The sequence below is a fragment of the Nonomuraea sp. KM88 genome (assembly GCF_052245635.1).
Taxonomy (GTDB): Bacteria; Actinomycetota; Actinomycetes; order Streptosporangiales; family Streptosporangiaceae; genus Nonomuraea.
Window position 1 is genome coordinate 790,985 of the sequence record NZ_JBQQCC010000001.1, and the last position, 16,100, is coordinate 807,084.

The following is a 16,100-nucleotide window of genomic DNA, read 5'->3' on the forward strand; positions in this document are numbered from 1 at the left end:
TGCTCACCTTCCTGTCGCCGGGTTGATGGTCGTGCTCGCCTGTCGCGCCCGGCGCCAGCGGGGCTTCCTTCTCCGGGCCCGGCTCGCCGATCCGTACGGGTCGGCCGCGTCTCTCAAGCCGTCTCCGAAGAAGTTCATGGCGACCACGACGACCACCACCGCGACGCCCGGAGCCAGCAGCCACGGAGCGTTCGCGACGACGCGCACGTTCTGCGCGCCCTCCAGCAGCACGCCCCAGCTCACCGCCGGCGCCTGCAGCCCCAGGCCGAGGAAGCTCAGGCTGGTCTCGCCGAGGATCATGGCCGGGATGGCCAGCGACAGCGAGGCGATGATGTGGCTGGCGAACGACGGGATCATGTGCCGGAAGATGATCGACAGCCGGCCGACGCCGTCCAGCCGGGCGGCGGTGACGAAGTCCTCCTCGCGCAGCGACAGGAACCGCCCGCGCACGTCCCTGGCCAGCCCGGTCCATCCGATCAGCGACAGCAGCACCGTGATGGCGAAATATCGGGTCAGCGGCCCCCAGTCCGTGGGGAGCGCGGCCGACAGCGCCATCCACAGGGGCAACGTCGGGATCGCCATCAGGAACTCGATGACCCGCTGCACGACGTTGTCGACGCCGCCCCCGAAATATCCGGAAATGCCGCCTATGAGCATGCCGAGTAAGAAGCTGGCGGCGACCCCGACCAGCCCGATCGACAACGACACGCGGGCGCCGTGGATGAGCCTGGACAGCAGGTCCCTGCCGTTCTCGTCGGAGCCCAGCAGGAAGACCGGCTCGCCCTTGGTGACCGGGCCGATCAGGTGGATGTCGGACGGGATCAGCCCGAGCAGCCTGTACTCGTCGCCGTGCACGAACAGCCCCACCCTGATCACCTTGGCGGGGTCCTCGGTGTAGGTCTGCGCGTACGTCGTCGCGTCGCGTTCGGTCGTGTACCCGTAGACGTGCAGGCCGTGCTCACCCGAGTACCGCACCGTCTGCGGCGGCGCGTACGTCATCGACGTGTTCGCCGTCGAGCTGGACATCGGCGCGAAGAACTCCGCGAAGATCGCCACGAAGTACACCGGGATCAGGATCGCCGCGCCGACCATCGCGAGCCGGTGCCGGCGGAACTGCCGCCACATCAGCCGCCACTGCGGCAGCGTCCCTACTTCCTTCGTCGGTCGCCTGAGGAACATGTGGCGCTACTCTCTCTTGTACCGTTTGCGGATTCGCGGGTCCCACCACGCCAGCGCCAGATCGCTCACCACGGTGCCGACCACGGTCAGCGTGCTGAGGATCATGATGAAGCTGCCGACCAGGTACATGTCCTGGCTCATGACCCCGCTGAGCAGCAGCGGGCCCCCTGTCGGCAGGCTCATGACGACCGACACGATGGTCTCCCCGCCGATGAGCCCCGGGAGCAGCCAGCCCACCGTGCTGAAGAACGGGCTGAGCGACATCCGCACCGGGTACTTCAGCAGCAGCTTCCACTCCGGCAGCCCCTTGGCCCTGGCCGTGTGCACGTAGGGCCGGTAGAGCTCGTCGAGCAGGTTCGCCCTGGTCACCCGGATCATGCCGGCCGTGCCGGACACCCCGATGACCAGGATCGGCACCCACAGATGTCCCGCCAGGTCCAGGACCTTGCCCAGGTTCCAGGCCGCGTCCTGGAACTCCGGCGAGAACAGGCCGCCCACGCTCGCCCCGAAGTAGCGGAACCCGATGTACATGAGGACCAGCGCCAGCATGAACTCGGGGACCGCCATCCCGATGAAGCCGAGGAAGGAGAACCCGTAGTCACCCCAGGAGTACTGCTTGACCGCGCTGTAGATCCCGATGGGGAACGCGATCGCCCAGACCATGAGCAGCGAGCTGATCGACAGGATCGCCGAGAGCGCGACCCGCTCGCCGATGAGCGTGGCGACCGGCTGGTTCCAGGCAAACGATTGACCGAAGTCGCCGTGGAGCAGGATCGCGGTGATCCAGCGCCAGTACTGCAGGAAGATCGGATCGTCCAGGCCGTAGCGCAGCCTGAGGTTCTCGATCTCCGCCGGAGTGAGGCCCTCGCCGCCCGCCTGCGCGTTCGCGATCAGCGTCGAGACGTAGTCGCCCGGCGGCAGGTTGATGATGACGAAGGTGGCGATCGAGATCGCCCACATCGTCACCACCACGTACAGCAGGCGGCGGCCGAAATAACCCAGCATGCCGGCGCCTCAGAAGGAGTACTGCTCGGGCTGGGTCGGCCCGGGGTTCACGGGACAGACGGACATGGAGTCGGGCACGTTCTTGACCTCGTTGGAGACGATGCCGTACTCGTCGGGGTGCGAGCTGACGCCGATCGCGTAGAACTGGTCCTTGGCGATCCGCACGACCTCCTTGGCGTGCTCCAGCGCCTTGTTGATGTCCGGCTCGGTGCGCATCGCGGTGAACGCCTCGAGCTGCTCGCGCACCACCGCCGGCGGCTCGTCGCCGTTCTTGCCCTTGCTGCCGTACCACAGGGCCCAGCGGATGGCGTAGCGGGCGCTGCCTGAGTTGCTCGGCACGTAGTAGTGGCTGCCGCCGGTGCCGGTGATCACGTCGAAGTCGCTGCACGTGAACGTGGACGCCTGCGGGTTGTTGCCCATCGTGCGCTCGGTGAACAGCGTGTCCGAGACCGGATCGACGCGCAGGCTGACCCCGACCGCCTCCCAGTGCTTCTTGACGAACTCCAGCGCCTGGACATGGTGCGGGAACTCCGCGCTGGTCATGACGGTGACGATCAGCGGCTTGCCGTCGGGGCCCAGCCGCCTGCCGGCGGAGTCCTTCTCGGTCAGCCCGGCCTTGTCCAGGTACTCGCCCGCCTTGGCGACGTCGTACTCGGTGTACTGCTTGGCGAACTCCGCGTCGTAGACGGCGTTGTTCTTGGACGGCGCGGCCTGCCAGGGCTCGCCCTGCCCCGCGTACACGCCGTCGATGATCTCCTTGCGGTTGATCGCGTACGACAGCCCGATCCGGAAGTCCTTCTTCTGGAACAACTCGCGCAGGTCGTCGTCGCCGATCGTCTGGTTGAACTGGATGATCATCGTGTTGCTCAGCCGGCTCGGCACGTTGAACAGCCGGTACTTGCCCTTCCCGGCGTTCTGCGCGACCAGCGGCTTGTTCTCCGGCGTGTTGAAGTTGCGGAGCTGCATGTGGATCTCGCCGTTCATGATCTTCAGCAGCTCCACCTCGACGTCGCCGAGGAGGTCCGACCTGAACCGGTCCATGTAGGGCAGCTGGCGCCCCTGGTCGTCGACCTTCCAGTAGTACGGGTTCCGCTCGGCCACCACCGCCGTGCCGTCGCCGATCGCGGTGGTGATCTTCCACGGGTGCAGCGTCGGGATGTCGGCGTTGTGCGCCCAGTCGTTCTTCTGCATGAACAGCTGCGTCCAGTCCTCGAACTGCTGTTCCTTGGCGAGCTTGTCGGCGTCCGGGTTGTACTTCTTGTGGAACTGCTTGAGGTAGTGCTTGGGCAGCAGGAGGCCGGTGGCTCCGCCACGCTCGAACGTGGCGACCGCGATCTGGAACAGCAGGCCCGCCTTCGGCTCCTTGTAGACGTAGCGGACCGTCCGCTCGTCCACCTTCTCCACCTTGACCAGCTCGTCCGTGGTGCCGTTCTCCAGGAAGAGGTCGTAGACGCCGGTCGTGTGCAGGCCCTTGTAGACGGTCACGTCCTCGAAGCCGAACAACAGGTCGTCGGCCGTGCAGGGCTGCCCGTCGGACCACTTCAGGCCGTCGCGCAGCCGGAAGACGTACTCCCGGCCGTCGTCCTTGACCTCGAACTCGGCCACGTTGGGGATGATGTCGTCCGGCCCCTTCTGGCCGTTGGTGCCGGGCTTGAGCCGGACGAGGGGCTCGTAGGCGAGGGTGTAGATCAGCCAGTCCCAGTCGTCCTCGCCCACCATGGCCGAGTTCCACGTGCCGCCGTACGAGCCGGGCTCCTTCAGCGGCTTGACCACCAGGGGGTTCTTGGGCAGGCGCTCGGCGAGCGGCGGCAGCTTGCCGTTCCTGACCAGCTCTGCCAGCGCGGGAGCCTCCTTGGCCGACAGGTCGGCCGCCTTCGCGACCTTGCCGCCCGTGTCGGGGCTGGTGTCGAAGAAGCCGCATCCACTGGCGGAGGCCAGCAGCAGGAAGCCGCCGCCGGCGAGCAGACCCCTCCTCGTCAACGGTTGTGGTGTCATGAGCATGCTCCTGTCTGGTCAGCCATTGATCTTCACGAGGCTGAACTGCGCCGTGGTGTAGTTGCGGACGGCGATCGCCTCCTGGTTCCCGTCGACCGCGAGGCCGATGTAGAACCGGCCGCTGCGCATCGCGATGCGCTCGTAGCCGATGCGGTCCCAGTTCAGCGAGTTGTCCGAGAGGAAGGCCTCGAACTCGTGGTCGCCGGTCGGCAGGCTCCGGCAGACCAGGCGCAGCCAGTACGGCTTCACGCTGAGCGGATCCTCGCCGTCGTACGGCCAGAGGCCGACGCTGGGCTCCTTGCCGTTCTGGGCCACCCTGATGGCCTTGGCGCGCAGGCCGGCGCCGTCGTCGCCGCTCGCGGAGTAACCGATGCCGGCCATCATGAACGGCGAGTTCGGCGCGAGGTCCTGGCGCACCATGATGCCCGCCACGGCGTCGATGTGACCCGCGCTCATGCTGTCCAGCCGCGCGGTGATCTCGACGACCTGCCCCCGCTTGGTGAACCCGACCGCCTGGTGGGCGAAGTGGAAGGAGTCCTTCCAGCCGGCGATCTTCCCTGACCCCTTCAACGTGAGCACGCCGTCCTTCAGCGCCGTGCTCCCGGGGATGGGCACCTCGCCGATGTCCTGCGCCTTCCACGGCTTGTGGGTCCTGGTGCGGGTGACGTGGATCGGCACCAGCGACGAGGTGGTCGCCGATCCCGTGCTGTCGGTCGCGCGGGCCGTCAGGCAGTGGCTGCCGTCGGTCGCGTCCGCCCAGGTCACCTGGTACGGCGCCGCGGTGGCCTCGCCGATCTTCTTGTCACCGTGGAAGAACTCGACCGTGGCGATGGACGCGCCGTCGAGGGCCTTGGCGTCGGCCTTGACCACGATGGACTGCTTGTCCTGGTCGGCCGCGAACAGCTGGTCGGCCTTGGGGGACAGGATCGCCACCTCGGGGTTGCGGGCCCCGGCCCGCTGGATGGAGTTCAGGTAGCGCTCCAGGTTCGTGTACCCGCTGCCGTCCACCGTCCTGGCGTCGTCGGCGTTCTCCGGGTCCAGCCCTTGCGCGGTCTCCCAGTCGTCCGGCATGCCGTCGTGGTCGCCGTCGGCGGGGGCGGGCACCTCGGACGGCAGCGGCAGCGGGCCGCCCACGTCCTTCTGCGAGTTGATGTGCCGCCCCGTGCCGGTGCGCGCCTCGTTGACCAGCCGGGCGTCGATGGCGTCCCGCCGCGGCAGGGTCGCTCCGGCCTGCTCCAGGACCGTGGCGTACGCCTGCGCCGGCGTCTGCTCCGTGATGCCGTTCTCGAACTCCACCGGCCTGGGTAGCAGCGTGATGCCGCCGACCGGGTAGGTGATGCCGAGCGTGTTGTCGGCCGTGATGTCGTCGTGGCCCTCGACCGTGTTGCCGCTGACGTGCCACTGGCCGAAGCGTCCTGGCGCCACGATCGTCCTGGCGATCGGGGGCCGCGTGTTCGGTCCTGGCTTGTAGTAGTTGCCGACGATGTTGATGCCGTTGGACCACTCGCCGCCGTAGCAGGACGTGATGCCGGGGTTGTAGATCACGTTGTTGCGGTGGTCCACGACCAGGCTCATGCCCTCGGTGAAGCTGAAGCGCGGGTTGCGGCCGTTCTCGTGGACGAGCAGGTTGTGGTGGTAGGTGATGGTGTCGCCGCCCCACAGGCCGCCCATGCCGTGGCGGCCCTTGGGGTGCACCGAGTTCACCAGGCCCTCGGAGATGACGCACCACTGGACGGTCACGTTGGTGTTGCCGTAGACGGAGAAGCACTCGTCCACGCCCCAGCTGAACGAGCAGTGGTCGATGATGAGGTCCCGCACGCCGCGGGCGCCGAAGGTGTCGATGGGGGTGCCGAGCTCGTCGCCGCCGCGGAAGCGCAGGTGGCGCAGGATGATGTTGTCACCCTTGATCTGCGTCTCGTTGCCGATGACGGTGACGCCGTGGCCGGGAGCGGTCTGGCCGGCGATGGTGAGGTTGGAGCCGGTGATGTCGAGGCCGCCCTTGATCCGGATGTTGCCGGCGACCCGGAAGACGATCGTCCCGTCGGACTTCGCCACCGCCTCGCGTAACGAGCCGGGGCCGTCGTCGTCAAGGGTGGTCACCTCGTACACGGCGCCGCCCCGGCCGCCCGTGGTGTACATCCCGGCCCCTTCGGCGCCGGGGAAGGCGGGCACGCCCTTGGCCCGCACCTTCGCCTCGACCGTGGGGGTCGGGCTCGGGCTCGGCTTCGCCGCCACGCTCGATGTGCTCGCCCATGCCACGGCGGGCGGGGCCAACGCCGCGGATCGCACGAAATTCCGGCGGCTGAATGATGAATGATGGCGATCGAAGCCAAGGGCCTCGGTCATGCGGAACGCTCTCTTTCCGCCCCGAACAGACAGGGCTGTGCCGTCTTTCGGCACGACTCCGGAACCACGCTGGCGCTTGCTGAGAATTTTTATTCAGGCATGAATGGAGTGGATTCATCACATCGTGAACGACACGGTTGTGGCTGTCAAGAGTGGTTACGTACGTGGATGAAACAGTCAGTTAACAGACGCGTCACGGCGTCCTGGGAGCGGAGACGGCGAAGGCCGCCGGGCCAGATGCCCGGCGGCCTTCGCGCACGAGAGAGAGCCCGGGGGCGGAATGGCCGCCCGGGGGAGCGGAGGTCAGTCCTTGAGCAGCTGCTCGGCCACGCCCACATCCGTGATCAGAGTGTTCACCCAGCCGCCCTTGAGCGCCGCGCGGATGGCCGCAGCCTTGCGCCGGCCCCCGGCGATCGCGATGCGCCGGGGCACCCGCAGCAGGTCGTCGGCCGGAATGCCCAGGATGCGCCGCTCCAGCGGCGAGTCGATCAGGTGGCCGTCGGCGTCGAAGAACCGCAGGCACACGTCGCCCACCGCGCCCAGACCGCGCAGCGTCTCCAGCTCCTCCTCGTCGATGGCGTTGCCGCTGTCACGCAGCAACGGCGACGGGTCGAGGCTGCCGACGCCGACCAGCACGGTCGTCAGCCGCGACCACGCTTCGACGACCTGCCGCACCACGTGATCCTCCGACAGCGCCCGGCGGGCCTCCGGCGTGCCGACCAGACCCGGAGCGGGCAGGAACACCGGCTCGGCGCCCGTCAGATCCGCCAGGTGGGCGGCCAGCCGGGTGGCCTGCACCTGCGCCGAGCCCTTGCCCACGCCGCCGATGAGCTGCACGACCTCCTCGGCCACCCGCACCGGACGGCGCTGCATCGCCTCGACCGTGGCCAGCAGGCTCGCGCTCCACGACGAGATGCCGAGGTGCTCGCCACCGATGAGGGTGGCGTCGAGGTGGGTCGCCCCGGCCGAGCCCAGCGCGGCCACCACGTCGTGGTTGTCGCCCGCGGCGTCCACGACGATGATCTGCTCCACGCCGTACTTGCGCTCGAGGTCCTCCTCCAGCAGCGCGTGCACGCCGCTGGGCACCACGACGACCGTGCGCACGATGCCGATCTCCGCGGCCTCCTTGAGCAGCCGGGACACCCGCGGCTGCGAGATGCGCAGCTGGGCGGCGATCTGCGGCTGGCGCACGCCGTGCTCGTGGTAGAGACGCGCGACCCGCACCAGCAGCCGCATGCGCTCGGACTCCTGGCTGAGCCGGCGCCCGGAGTACCTCACGGGCTCGCCGCCGACACGGCTCTTCTCGAACTGACTGTCAGCTCCCACGATCGCTGGCCTCCGCTTCGGCTCCGCCGCTCCTGCTGGTCCGGTGGCGAGCCCGGCCCACTGCTGAGTGCCATTCTGCTAGGGCGCGGCGGCGCTCGCACACCGGAAGGCCGGGCGTGTAGCACCGGCCGTGGCGGGGCAGCCCGGACAGCTCCCGGCGGGACCACACACCGGACGACACCCCGGCCAGGTGAGCGGCCCCAAGCGCGGACAGCTCGGGCCGTCGCGCCACCCGCACCGCGCGCCCGGTCACGTCGGCCTGCCACTGCATGAGGTCGGCGTTGGCGGTGGGACCCCCGTCGGCCAGCAGCTCGTCGACCGGGCCCGCCGCCCGCTCCAGGGCCGCCACGACATCGCCGACCTGCAGCGCGACCGAGTCGACCGCCGCCCTGGCGAGGTCTTCCCTGCCGGTGCCGAGGCCGAACCCCGTCATGACCGCCACCGCCTGGTCGTCCCACCACGGCGCGCCGAGGCCGCCGAAGGCCGGCACGAGCTGCACCGCGCCCCTGCGGCCCCGGGTCGCCAGCCGCGCCAGCTCCTCCGGCTCCGTGCCGAGCACCCCGGCCAGCCAGGTGATCGTCGCCCCCGCGGACAGGATGTTGCCCTCCAGCGCGTACGCGGGCGCCTCGTCCTGCCAGCCGATGGTCAGGCACAACCCCTCGTCCCCATCGGCTCCCGGGTCGGCCAGTCCCATCACCGAGGAGCCCGTGCCGTACGTGACCTTGACCCGTCCAGGACGGCCCGCCGCGTGCGCGAACAGGGCGGCGTGCGAGTCGCCGAGCACCGCGCTGACCGGCACGCCGGCCAGGGACGGGTGCAGCGCGGCGGCGTCGGCGTGCTCCTTGACGGAGGGCGCCGCGGACGGCGCGATCGCGGGCAGCGTCTCCTCGGGGATCCCGAACAACTCCAGCAGCTCCGGGCTCCACCGGCGTTCCCGGACGTCCATGAGCTGGGTACGGGAGGCGCTGCCGACCTCGATCACGTGCCCGGCGCCCAGCCGGTGCAACAACCACGAGTCGACCGTGCCCAGACAGAGCCCGCCCGGCCGGCCGTTCTCCCGGCCGTGGTGGTCGAGCAGCCAGGCCGCCTTGGCCGCCGAGAACATCGGGTCCAGGGGCAGGCCGCTGATCCCGCGCACCATGGGCGCGGCGCCGGAGGCGGCCAGCCGGGCGCACAGGGCGGTGCCCCGGCGGTCCTGCCAGCTCACCAGCGGGCTGAGCGGCGCGCCCGACGCGCGGTCCCAGAGGATCAGCGACTCGCGCTGCACGCTCAGCCCCACGGCGACCACCCGTCCCGGCGGCGCACCGGCCAGGCAGGCCGACGCCGCGTCGCGGACGCCGCGCCACAGCTCCTCGCCGTCCTGCTCGACCATGCCCGGCGCCGGATGCCGCTGCGCGAGCGGCACGGAGGCCCGCGCCACCGTCTCGCCCGCGGCGTCCACGAGGATCGCCTTGGTGGCGCTGGTTCCCTGGTCGACGCCCAGGACCAGCGGGTCAGCCGTCATGGTCCGCACCCGCAAGGTCGCCGCCGTGGCCGCCGCCTTCGCGGCCGCCGCCTCCGAGGTCGCCGTGCCCGAGGCCCAGCACGTCCAGCGCCGAGCGGGCGATGCCCTCGGCGGTGAGCCCGAAGTGTTCCAGCAGGAACGCCGTCTCGCCGGTCGGCGCGAACGTACGGGGGCCGAGCAGCCGCATCGGCACCGGCCTGGTCTCCAGCACGACCTCCGCCACCGCCGCCCCGAGCCCGCCGGTGGGCACCGCCTCCTCGGCCGTGACGACCGCCCTGGTCTGCCGGGCGGCGGCGACGATCTCCTCGCGGTCGAGCGGGGAGATCGTCGACACGTTCACCACCCGGGCGTCCACTCCGTGCTCGGCGAGCAGCGCGGCGGCCTGGAGCGCGCGGCTGACCATCGTGCCGGTCGCCACGAGCGTCGCGTCGTCGCCGTCCCGCAGCCGTGCCGCCCGCCCGTAGGCGAAGGCGGGGCCGCCGGGCGGCGAGACGTCCGGCACGGGGAAGCGGCCGATCCGCAGGAACACCGGCCCCGTCGTCTCCGCCGCCCACCGGATCGCCGCGCTGGTCTGCGCTGGATCGGCGGGCACGACGACGGGCAGGTCGGCGATGGCCCGCAACCACGACAGGTCCTCCGTCGAGTGGTGGGTGGGCCCGAGCGCGCCGTAGGCGAGCCCGGGGCTCATCCCGCACAACTTGACGTTGGCCAGGCTGTAGGCGATGTCGGCCTTGATCTGCTCCAGCGCCCGCGCGGTCAGGAACGTCGCCGCCCCGCACACGAACGGCACCAGCCCGGCGTTGGCCAGCCCCGCGCCGATGCCCACCATGTCCTGCTCGGCGATGCCGACGTTGATCAGCCGGTCGGGGAACTCCTGGGCGAAGGCGCCCAGCTTGCTCGACCCCACCGAGTCGTTGCACACGGCCACGATCCGGCTGTCGGCGCGGGCCAGCCGCACCAACTCCGCGGCGAAGGCGTCCCTGCAGTCGTGCGTCTCCTCGACGATCAACGCAGTTCCTCGAGCGCCATGCGGGTCTGCTCGGCATCCGGCACCTTGTGATGCCATTCCACCCGGTCCTCCATGAACGACACCCCTCGCCCTTTCACGGTCCTCGCGATCACGCACCGCGGCCTCCGTCCGGCTCGCGGCGCGGTCACGGCGTCCAGCAGCGCCAGATGGTCGTGCCCGTCGACCTCGGCGACCTCCCACCCGAACGCCCGCCACTTGTCCGCGAGCGGTTCCAGGTCGTTGGTGTCGCCGGTGGGCGCGCCCTGCTGCAGTCCGTTGCGGTCGATGACGGCCGTCAGGGACGACAACCCCCGGTGGGCCGCCGTCATGGCGGCCTCCCAGTTGCTGCCCTCCTGCAGCTCGCCGTCGCCGAGAACGACCACGGTCCTGGCCGGTGACCCGCGCAGGCGCAGCCCGACCGCCACGCCGACGCCGACGGGCAGGCCGTGCCCGAGCGGGCCCGAGCTGGTCTCGACCCCCGGCACCGCCTTGCGGCTGGGATGGCCGTTGAGCGGCGACATCGGGGCCGCGAACGTGGCCAGCCGGTCCGCGGGGAAGAAGCCGCAGGTCGCGAGCGTGGTGTAGAGCGCGACCGAGCAGTGTCCCTTGCTCAGGATGAGGCGGTCGCGCTCGGGCCAGTCCGGCCTGGCCGGGTCGATGCGCAGCACGGCGCCGTACAGCGTGGTGAGAATGTCGGTCACGGACAGGTCGCCTCCGGTGTGACCGAGGCCCACCGCGTGGATCGTGCTGATCACCGTGCGCCGGATCCCGCCCGCCAGCGCGGCCAGCGCGGCGGCCGAGGCGGCCCGGTCGGCGTGTGCCAGGCGGTCGCGTAGCCGGCGCCATTCACCGATGGCGTCGTGGTCGGGCAGCAGGAGGCCGCCGGCGGTCTGCGTGAGGGTCACGGCGTCTCGCGTGCGGTTCCGAGCGCCGCCCAGAGCAGCGCCTGGGCCCTGAGCGCGTCCTGCCGCTCCTGCGCGTCACGCAGCTCGTCGAGGTCGACGCGGTCGCACACCTGCTCCAGCATGCGGATCGTGGCGATGCTCTGCGACAGCGCACGCACCGGGTCCTCCCTGAAGGGGAACTGGTCGAGCAGGACCGGCGCGCTCCAGCCGATGCGCCGCACCGCCAGCAGGTATTCGATGGTCTCGAACAGGTGCACCGACGCCACCGGCAGGTCGTCGTCCCAGCCGCGCCAGTTGTCGTTCAGCTCCACCGACACGAGCCGCCCGCGCCGGTGCACGAGCTGCACCGCCTCCGCGGGCGTCTCGCCGGCCAGCAGGGAGTGGCCGAAGTCCATGACGATGCCGACGTTCGGCTGGCCGGCCTCCTCGATGGCCAGCAGGGTGCGGGCCGCGTCGGAGAGCGTGATGCGCACCCGCGGCTCCTTGGCCTTGTACTCGATCGCGAACTGCACGTCCGGGTGTGCCGAGGCCAGCTCCCGGATCGCGGCGACGGTCAGGTCCCACAACCGCGCGTAGTCGGCCTGTCCCGGCATGTCGAAGCCGTCCTGGCCGGGCCAGAACTTCACGTAGCCGGCACCGAGCTCCCGCGCGACGGCGACCGCCTCGTGCACGCGCTCCACGGCGCGCTCGCGCACGGCGGGATCGGGGTTGGTGAACGCCCCCTTGACGAACTCCCGCGTGTACAGGTGCGGCGTGATCGCCCTGGCCCGCAGGCCGCGCTCGGCCAGCGCCGCCGCCAGCTCGGACGTCTTGGAGACGCCCTCGGCGAACGGCACGTTGATGTCGAGGCACTCCAGCCCGTCCACGGACGCCGCCAGGTCGAGCATCTCGGTCATCTTCCTCGACGGCCCGTAGCCGTCGGTCGCGTACCGGTCGACGATCTGCCCGAACGCCCATATCCCGGCGCCGAACGTCAGCGCGCTCATGTCACACCCTCCTCTGCGCGAAGGCCCGCAGTTTGGCGAAGAAGTCCTCGTGGATGAACCGTGCGTCGATCGAGTCGTAGGTGCGGATCGGCCGGTTCGCGACGGAGAAGTCGTGCGAGCCGTCGTGGCGGAAGTTCGGCGCGGGCCGCTCCACCCAGGTCCCGCAGGCCGGGTGCAACATCAGGCCGATCGCGGGGGAGTCGCCCAGCACGCGGAACTCGATCGACCCGCCGTGCTGGCTCTCGTTCCACTCGACGAGCTGGCGCACGAGGTAGTCGCCGATCTCGCCGTACGGCGCGACCTTCTCGTCCAGCTCGGCGTAGCCGACCGCCATCATCCGGTACGTCGGCGCGGGGATCTGCCAGACCCGCAGCGCCGACGAGAACACGATGTTGGCCGCCACGATGTCGTTGGACAGGTTGAACTCGGGGCGTCCCGGGTCGCCCCCTCTGCCGTCGTAACCGCCGCCGCCGATCCAGATCACGGTCACGTCCCGCTCGGCGATGCGGGGCTCCAGGAGCAGGGCCGAGGCCATGTCGGTGAGCGGGCCGAGGAACGCCACGAAGAGCGGCTCGGCCACGTCGCGCATGGCCTCGGAGATGATCAGCTCGACGCCCGGCGTCATGACCGGGGTGCCGACGTCGGGCAGCGCGTACGGCATGCCGTCGGCCACCGGCACCTGGCCGTCGAGCTTCATCAGCCGCAGCAGCAGCTCGATCTCCTCCCGGCTTTCCTCCAGGCTCGACCGGGTGCGTCTGTTGCCGAAATGCGCGGGCACCAGACCTCGAATGTCGAGGCTCGGGGAGAGCAGGGCGTGCACGATCGCGAATTGGTCGTCCGCCTCATTTTTGGCATCGGTGTTCACGATCACCCGGCGCCGGTGGGAAAAAGTCCTGACCGCCACGGAATCCTCCGCCTGAATATTTATTCAGTAATGTATCTATATTCCGATATTAGGTTGTGATATTTGAGGTGTCAAGATCCCAGAGGATCACGGACAGCGCGTGCGGCGAGATGGTGTGGTCCTCGTGCGTGGCGTCCTCGAGGATGTCCCACCGCCCCTCCTCGGGCCGCCCGCCCGCGAGCAGCGCCACCCGGTCGCGCACCGGGGCGTGGTAGGCGCGGTGCCCGACCCCGTTGAAGCAGCAGTCGTCGAACCGGTTGAGAATCTGCAGCTGGCCACGCCCCCGGCCGATCGAGGCCAGCACGTACATGTCGAGGAAGTCGTCGGACTCGGCGGCGTAGAAGCCCGGCAGCGCCGCCTTCGTCTGCTCGAAGTCGCCGATCGTCGGGCTCGGCTTGGGCGAGGCCGGGCGCAGGAAGAACGGCAGCGACCCGGCCACCGGATAGCTGCGCGTCACCCGCGGGTCGAGCGCGGAGTAGACCGTGGTCGTCCAGCCGCCGCCCGACAATCCGACCATCTCCACGGAGGCCGGCCGGTACGTCGCCGCCGCGTAGTTCAGGGTCACCGTGAGCGGTTCGAGGAAGAAGGTCAGCGTCGAGAACCCGGACCTCTCCCAGGGCGGAAGCTCCTTGTGCGAGGGGCCGGGCAGCAGCGTGTCCGGGTCGTCCGGGTCGGCGATCTGCTGGGCGTTCCAGTGGTGGAACGGCATCGCGTACGCCATCACCCGGTAGCCCCTGTCCAGCAGCGCCTGGACGGTGCGGAGCATGGTGTCGAACGGCTCGCCGTGCCCGTTGTGATAGAGGGCCAGCCGCCGGTTCCAGCCCTTGCGCGGCAGGAGGTCGTACACCTTGGCCGAGACGCGGTAGCGCAGCGGGACCGTCAGCAGGTCGATCCTGCGCACGCCGGTCAGCGAGGCGAAGTCGGGCGCGTCGACGCCCTTCTCCACCTCCGGCAGTGACGTGGGCAGGCCCGCGCCCTTCCAGATGTAGTCCGCCATGGCCGTGCGCCTGGCCGCGATGTCGGCGGCCGAGTGGATGCCGATCAGCGGCTCGATGTCGACGCCCGCCACGGCCCCGGGCAGCGTCCGGTACTCGGGGCCGAACCTGGCGGCGATCTCCTGGTTCACCGGCGCCGCCGGGCGCGGCGGCCGCTTGGCCCCCAGCCCGCCCGCCGCGGCCGTCCCCGTCGTGGCCCGGGCCGCGCTCCGGGTCGTGGCCGCCGAGGCCGGCGCCGCCGCGCCCGCGACGGCGGCCGCGCCGAGCCCGCCCAGAATCCCGCCCAGCACGCCGCGCCGGCTCGCCGCGCCACTCACAGGGCCGGCCGCGCCCGGGCCCTTCTCGTCACTCGTGTGCATCAGATCGGCTCCCGTGCTCTCCGCGGTGGCCCCGCTCCGGATCCCAGCCGCCCAGGACGAACGCCGGGTCGCTCCACTGCTTCGCCTCGGCGTCCGTGAGCTGGCGCGAGCAGGCCAGCCGCTGCGAGGTGTCGATCGCGCGGCCGGACAGGTCGGTGCTGCCGTGCTCCCAGAAGGACGTCTGCTGGGCCTGCGCGCAGTCGTTCGGGTCGATCTGCCAGCCGGCCGGGTCGATGTGGCCGTCCATCTCGGTGTCGATGTACACGACCTGGCTGTGCGTGAACCGCCACACCGCGCTGCGGCTCAGCGCGACCGAGCCGTCCGGCACGCCGGGCGCCCGTGTCAGCTTGGTCCTGACGAACACCGTGCCTGGGCGGGTCTCGTCGTTGCGGCTCTGCGAGATGTAGCCGCGGTCCGTCGACTCCAGCACCGTGTCCTGGATGAACACCGTGCCGGTGCCCCAGACGAAGTCGGTGTCGCCGCTGATGTGGCTGTCGCTCACGAAGCCCTTGCCCTGCAGGCGCAGCGTGTCCTGGAAGCTGCGCAGGTGCACGCGTTCGAGCGCGATGCGCTCGTTGTTGCCCCGGAACGCCTCGGCCTGCGAGCCGCCGTCCGGCGTCGTGTTGTGCAAGGTGACGTCGCTCATCCGGAAGTCGGACGCGTCCACCCCGAACGAGGCCCGCCAGCAGTTGTGCAGGTCGGACGTCTCCAGCACGCGGCGCGGGCACACGTCCTCGGGGCCGCCGTCGCTCAGCGCCTTGTCGCCGTTGCGCAGGTCGTTGTTGGGATAGCGGATCACGGTGCGCTTCGCGCCCGAGCCCTTGATGGTGATGTGCGGGCGGTCCTCGCGGACGTAGACGATCTCGGTGTAGACGCCGGGCCGCACGTCGATCGTCACCGGGGTCGTGTTGCCGGTCGGCACCGCGTCGATGGCGCCCTGCACGGTGCAGAAGTCGCCGGTTCCCTTGGCCGACACCGTCAGCCGGCCCGGCTTGGGCTCGCGCCTGGTCGTCGTGAACCGCCAGGCCCGTGGGTCCCGCACGCCGTCGAAGCCCGCGAACACGCCCTGGTCGACGGTGACGTAGTACTCCTGGCCGTACTCCAGTCGGTGGTGCAGGTAGACGTCGGCCCGGCGCCCCTCGATCATGATCGATTCGTACGAGAAGTCGTGCGGCAGTCCCGTGTCGGAGATCGCGCTCCCGACGTTCTTCCTGTCGGTCCTGGCGGTGGCGGCCTCGATGCGGTCGGCGAGCGTGCCGTCGGCGCGGCGCACCTCGATCGCGCCGGTCGTGCCCAGGGCCGGCGGCTCGGGGAACGTGATGGTCAGGGGCGCGTCGACGCAGGTCCCGCCGCCCCGCCCGGGTACCGAGAAGCGCGGCTCGTCACCCGCCTCGGCCTGTGCGGTCACCGGGCATAAGACGAGCGCCGCCGCGGTCGCGAGCACCGTGATGGTTGCCTTCACCTGCACCTCTCATGGCGAATGGATAGTTGGCTGTGAATAAATATGTATACGTCTCAACAGGTCCGGTCAAGGCCGCAAAGCCCCCTGTTCGCTCGCATCCATGGCTTCCGCAGGGCGTCGGGCAG

General features: G+C 70.4%; 12 protein-coding genes. All 12 read right to left on the reverse strand.

Features of this window, described 5'->3' with window-relative positions:
• Positions 1-3 precede the first annotated feature (3 nt).
• The 12 genes from ACTWPV_RS03675 to ACTWPV_RS03730 all read right to left on the reverse strand — a co-directional run bounded on the left by ACTWPV_RS03675 (position 4) and on the right by ACTWPV_RS03730 (position 15,975).
• On the reverse strand, positions 4-1,179 hold the full coding sequence (locus tag ACTWPV_RS03675; RefSeq protein WP_443150590.1) for an ABC transporter permease: 1,176 nt from the start codon (positions 1,177-1,179) through the stop codon (positions 4-6).
• A gap of 6 nt (positions 1,180-1,185) precedes the next feature.
• On the reverse strand, positions 1,186-2,184 hold the full coding sequence (locus ACTWPV_RS03680) for an ABC transporter permease (protein ID WP_347642078.1): 999 nt from the start codon (positions 2,182-2,184) through the stop codon (positions 1,186-1,188).
• Positions 2,185-2,193: 9 nt separating this feature from the next.
• On the reverse strand, positions 2,194-4,179 hold the full coding sequence (locus ACTWPV_RS03685; protein ID WP_443150591.1) for an ABC transporter substrate-binding protein: 1,986 nt from the start codon (positions 4,177-4,179) through the stop codon (positions 2,194-2,196).
• Between the two features lie 18 nt (positions 4,180-4,197).
• Positions 4,198-6,414 (reverse strand): Ig-like domain-containing protein, encoded by a 2,217-nt coding sequence (locus tag ACTWPV_RS03690; RefSeq protein WP_443150592.1) that lies wholly within the window; start codon positions 6,412-6,414, stop codon positions 4,198-4,200.
• 414 nt (positions 6,415-6,828) lie between these two features.
• On the reverse strand, positions 6,829-7,851 hold the full coding sequence (locus ACTWPV_RS03695; protein WP_347642081.1) for a sugar-binding transcriptional regulator: 1,023 nt from the start codon (positions 7,849-7,851) through the stop codon (positions 6,829-6,831).
• Positions 7,841-9,355 carry an FGGY-family carbohydrate kinase gene (locus ACTWPV_RS03700; RefSeq protein ID WP_443150593.1) on the reverse strand — a complete coding sequence of 505 codons (1,515 nt, stop codon included), beginning with the start codon at positions 9,353-9,355 and terminating at the stop codon, positions 7,841-7,843. Before ACTWPV_RS03700 ends, ACTWPV_RS03695 begins: the two co-directional genes overlap by 11 nt.
• Entirely contained in the window at positions 9,345-10,364 is a 1,020-nt protein-coding gene (locus ACTWPV_RS03705) for a transketolase family protein (RefSeq protein ID WP_443150594.1), read from the reverse strand. Before ACTWPV_RS03705 ends, ACTWPV_RS03700 begins: the two co-directional genes overlap by 11 nt.
• On the reverse strand, positions 10,361-11,269 hold the full coding sequence (locus tag ACTWPV_RS03710) for a transketolase (protein WP_443150595.1): 909 nt from the start codon (positions 11,267-11,269) through the stop codon (positions 10,361-10,363). The genes ACTWPV_RS03705 and ACTWPV_RS03710 overlap by 4 nt, the downstream gene beginning before the upstream one ends.
• Complete coding sequence (locus ACTWPV_RS03715; protein WP_443150596.1) at positions 11,266-12,255, reverse strand: sugar phosphate isomerase/epimerase family protein; 990 nt, start codon at positions 12,253-12,255, stop codon at positions 11,266-11,268. The genes ACTWPV_RS03710 and ACTWPV_RS03715 overlap by 4 nt, the downstream gene beginning before the upstream one ends.
• A 1-nt stretch (position 12,256) precedes the next feature.
• Positions 12,257-13,120: a nucleoside hydrolase gene (locus ACTWPV_RS03720; protein ID WP_347642086.1), complete on the reverse strand. Its 864-nt coding sequence runs from the start codon at positions 13,118-13,120 to the stop codon at positions 12,257-12,259.
• Between the two features lie 88 nt (positions 13,121-13,208).
• Positions 13,209-14,513: a hypothetical protein gene (locus ACTWPV_RS03725; protein WP_443150597.1), complete on the reverse strand. Its 1,305-nt coding sequence runs from the start codon at positions 14,511-14,513 to the stop codon at positions 13,209-13,211.
• Positions 14,500-15,975, reverse strand: a complete 1,476-nt coding sequence (locus ACTWPV_RS03730; protein ID WP_443150598.1) for a pectinesterase family protein — start codon at positions 15,973-15,975, stop codon at positions 14,500-14,502. The genes ACTWPV_RS03725 and ACTWPV_RS03730 overlap by 14 nt, the downstream gene beginning before the upstream one ends.
• Positions 15,976-16,100: the final 125 nt, after the last annotated feature.

Coding starts and splice junctions, on each gene's coding strand:
- ACTWPV_RS03675 (WP_443150590.1), bottom strand. CDS start 1,179: ATGTTCCTCAGGCGACCGACGAAGGAAGTAGGGACGCTGCCGCAGTGG.
- ACTWPV_RS03700 (WP_443150593.1), bottom strand. CDS start 9,355: ATGACGGCTGACCCGCTGGTCCTGGGCGTCGACCAGGGAACCAGCGCC.
- ACTWPV_RS03715 (WP_443150596.1), bottom strand. CDS start 12,255: ATGAGCGCGCTGACGTTCGGCGCCGGGATATGGGCGTTCGGGCAGATC.
- ACTWPV_RS03680 (WP_347642078.1), bottom strand. CDS start 2,184: ATGCTGGGTTATTTCGGCCGCCGCCTGCTGTACGTGGTGGTGACGATG.
- ACTWPV_RS03685 (WP_443150591.1), bottom strand. CDS start 4,179: ATGACACCACAACCGTTGACGAGGAGGGGTCTGCTCGCCGGCGGCGGC.
- ACTWPV_RS03725 (WP_443150597.1), bottom strand. CDS start 14,513: ATGCACACGAGTGACGAGAAGGGCCCGGGCGCGGCCGGCCCTGTGAGT.